Here is a 3,561-nt window from a genome sequence, read left to right on the forward strand (position 1 = left end):
ATCAAGGAATTCAACCGCAAGCCGGTGGCATCGCCAGGGGAATTCGCGGAGGCCCTTGCCAACCGCGATAAGAACGCCCCCATCGGGCTGCTGATCAAACGGCCCGGGGCGGGATATCTGGCGCTGAAGATCGAGCCATAGGGACCTGTATAGAATCCATAAGACCTGGCAGAACATATGAACGTAATTTCAATAAAAAGAATAAAAAATTCCATCTGGAATACAGGCAACCAGCTTGATACTTTGAGGTGTCTTAAGTCAACGGCATTGCTTGAGAAGTTACACTTACTTATTCCAACCATCCGAAATAACAACTCAATTCTAAATCAAAATATTAGCGGGTGAGCACCCTATATTTTCAGTAGCCAAAAAAGTCGAGGATATACTTGGCTGCAGTGAAGACCATCACACCGGCCAGCATCCACTTGATGGCCTTTGCCGGTACAAACTTTTGGCATCGAGCCCCAAGATACATCCCTGCCATTCCTCCTGTCCCGAATAAAATTCCCAACAGCCAGTCCGGTGCCACGGAAAGATGTGGATAGAACGGGGCAATGGCCTGATAAAAGGCAACACCTGCAACTGATGTAACAAAAGTGCCCATCAGTGCGGCTCCTGCGACGATATAGACCGGCAACCCGAAGAAGGTGATAAAAAACGGGGCAATGATTGAGCCGCCGCCTATGCCATAAATTCCGCCAACAATGCCAACAATGAAGCTGAGAAGAAAAATACCCCAGAATGAAACGTCATATGTTTCACTATAAAAAGTGAATCCCAGTCGCTTCAAATTGAAGTGAGTAACCGTTGTTGCTGGCAAAACGTTGGCCCCGCTCCTTTCAATGCCGCCACTTCTGACCATTTCTTGAAAGCGTGATTCGCTACTGTTCTTGGTCCCATTCTTAGAGTTTTTCAGTACATCTGCCACCATTTTTAAACCGATATAGAGAAGAACACAGGCGGCAAAAAGTTTAAAATGCTTGGGGTCCGGCAAATAGAGAACCCGTACCATGGCACCGATAAAGACGCCCGGCAGCGTACCGAAAACGACAATCCAGGTCAGCGGCCACACCATTCGTCCTTCCCGCCAGTAGCGATATACCCCGCTGGGGATGGCAACAACATTGAAGACCTGGTTGGTGGCGCTGACGGACGGGTTGGAATACCCTAAAAAAGACATCTGAAACGGCAAAAGCAGAAAAGCTCCAGAAACACCGCCCATTGAGGTGAAAAAAGAAATCATGAACGCCACCAAAGGTGGTATCCATAGCGCGACTTCAATACCGGCAGTCTGAAAAACCATGGGGAACCCCTCCTTTATTAAAATGCCTATTAATAATCACGATAATAAAAATAATAGTGACAATGAAACTCCAACATGTCAAGACTTTATTGAATGCGGTCGAAAAAATTTCCATTGGATATTTTTTCAGTGCATGAGATAACCACAACGAATTACGCAGTAAATCATAAAAAATTAGAAGGATTGAAAATGGCTGATTTAAATCGAAGTGATAATGGACGAATTGTCTCCATTGCCCAAGGAGACGAGTATCTTGACTATTCCCAACTGAATCAATTGGAGCAATCATTCCGGGATTGGACTGAAAATTCAAAACGCAAAGATGTCCGTTTGTCCAGACTAAGCGTTTTGCTTATTTTTCTTTTGATCAGATATACCGGCGCTAAGTTAAACGACGTTTTATCAATTAATATACATACAGATCTCGATTGGAGCCGCTGTTTGGTGATTTTTCGTTCGGATGGAAATGATGCCACAAAATTAAGGGAAGTTCACATTTCACAATCGCTGGCCGACGAGATCAGGGACAAAATTGACACATTGAAATCCCGCAAAAATTCAGACCGGCCTCTTGATTTAGATCCCGGTTTTGTCCGTCGAAAGTTTTATGAAAGGGCTTTGGAATGTGGTTTCCCAAAGCAGCTTTGCGGTCCAGAAGCGATCCGCAAGGCCCGGGGTGTAGAACTAATGCAAAGCAACATTCCCCTACCTGCTGTTCAGATGATGCTGGGGCACGCCACCCCCAACCTTACCTCCGCATATGTAACCTTCTCAAAGGATGAACTCCAGGCCTTAACCAGAAGGTTTCTGGAAAAGGAATCCGGGCGCAAAACAAGCGCCCGGAATTCCTTTTTCGGTAAAGTCACCCGTATTGTGAAAGGAAGTATAGAGGCACAGATTGCAATGCAAACCCTGGAAGGGGACTACATTCTCTCCGTTATTACCAACGACAGCCTGAAACGGCTTGGATTAAACCCCGGCAGTTTCATTACGGCAGAAGTAAAGGCTCCGTCGGTTATCCTGCATCAAGGAGAGTCTGACCCGAAATGCAGTACGGAAAACAGGTTCAGGGGCGTGGTGACTCGAAAAACTCTGGGTAAGATCCATACCGAATACATTGTCAAAATTTCTGAAACCACTGAAGTCTGCGCCGTCATATCTTCAACAGGCAACCCGTCTTTTCAATTAAAGGTCAACGATCATGCGTGGGTGTTGTTCAGTAGTTCGTCCGTGGTACTCCACGTTGACTGATACCGTTTCCCATGACCAGGCTTAGGGACGTCGAATATAATTGTGTATGATTTGATAAACTTCCAGGGTTCGTTGTAAGCCATGCTCTGTTTTAGATGGTGGATTTGGGTTTTGATAAATACTTGCATTTCCCGCCTCGAAATGACATATCAATCCCATTGATGGGGATGGAGTCCCCCTTATAACCGCCTCATTTAGGCTGATGACTCCTACCGTGTAATAAATTACTGCGGTGGGATAATCACTATGTGAACGAAAAGCCCGCTGCCAAGCGGGTTTTTTTGTGCCTACGTTCCATGGCGGCAGGAAGGTTTTAACGAGAGGAGGGCTTCTTCGATGTTTCATAAAATCTGTTTGCTGGCGCTGGCCGGGGCTTGCGGGACATTGACCCGCTATGGCCTGACAGGGGTGATCCACAGGTGGGTTGGCGGTGTTTTTCCTTGGGGGACGGTTGTGGTTAATGTGCTCGGCTGTCTGCTGTTCGGGCTCGTTTGGACAGCGCGCGGCGAACGTGCCGTTATCAGTCCCGAAGCGCGAGTTGTCATTCTGACCGGCTTTATGGGCGCTTTCACCACATTCTCGACCTTCATCGCCGAAACAAGCCATCTGCTGATCGGAACACAGTTGCTTATGGGGGTTACCAATATCGCCTTGCAACTGGTGACAGGGATTGGTGGGTTTATTCTGGGTCTCGGTCTCGGCCGTATCATTTGATTAAGGAGAACGACATGACACTTCCCAAGGAAACAAAACTGCTTCGAATTTTTATAGGAGAGAGTGATCTTTACAGGCATCGGCTTTTGTATGAGGTCATTGTCGAAGAGGCCCGCAAGCGCGGGCTGGCAGAGGCCACGGTGCTGCGAGGCATTTTGGGGTTCGGTGCCAACAGCCGGATCCACACCTCGAAGATTCTGCGGCTTTCCGAAGATCTTCCCGTGGTTGTTGAAATCGTCGACGCCGATGACAAGATTGAGGGGGCGCAGCCGCCGAGAATCGCGGTGCTGACT

At 47.6% G+C, this 3,561-nt stretch carries 4 protein-coding genes and 1 riboswitch; of the genes, 3 read left to right on the forward strand and 1 reads right to left on the reverse strand.

Features of this window, described 5'->3' with window-relative positions:
• Positions 1 to 358: 358 nt before the first annotated feature.
• Positions 359 to 1,303, reverse strand: coding sequence for a sulfite exporter TauE/SafE family protein (locus B3D59_RS01055; protein WP_286817227.1), 945 nt, complete (start codon positions 1,301 to 1,303; stop codon positions 359 to 361).
• Positions 1,304 to 1,492: 189 nt separating this feature from the next.
• Between B3D59_RS01055 and B3D59_RS01060 the strand changes: the two genes are divergently transcribed.
• The 3 genes from B3D59_RS01060 to B3D59_RS01070 form a co-directional block, all read left to right on the forward strand.
• The gene (locus B3D59_RS01060; RefSeq protein ID WP_286817228.1) at positions 1,493 to 2,554 is read left to right on the forward strand and encodes a TOBE domain-containing protein; all 1,062 of its coding nucleotides are present in this window, start codon (positions 1,493 to 1,495) and stop codon (positions 2,552 to 2,554) included.
• 154 nt (positions 2,555 to 2,708) lie between these two features.
• Positions 2,709 to 2,773, forward strand: a riboswitch (Fluoride riboswitch).
• Between the two features lie 117 nt (positions 2,774 to 2,890).
• Complete coding sequence (locus tag B3D59_RS01065) at positions 2,891 to 3,268, forward strand: fluoride efflux transporter FluC (protein ID WP_286817229.1); 378 nt, start codon at positions 2,891 to 2,893, stop codon at positions 3,266 to 3,268.
• Positions 3,269 to 3,282: 14 nt separating this feature from the next.
• Positions 3,283 to 3,561: DUF190 domain-containing protein (locus B3D59_RS01070; protein ID WP_286817230.1), on the forward strand; the 279-nt coding region annotated here is incomplete at its 3' end.

Source organism: Desulfobacter sp. UBA2225, from assembly GCF_002348205.1.
Classification (GTDB): Bacteria; Desulfobacterota; Desulfobacteria; order Desulfobacterales; family Desulfobacteraceae; genus Desulfobacter; species Desulfobacter postgatei.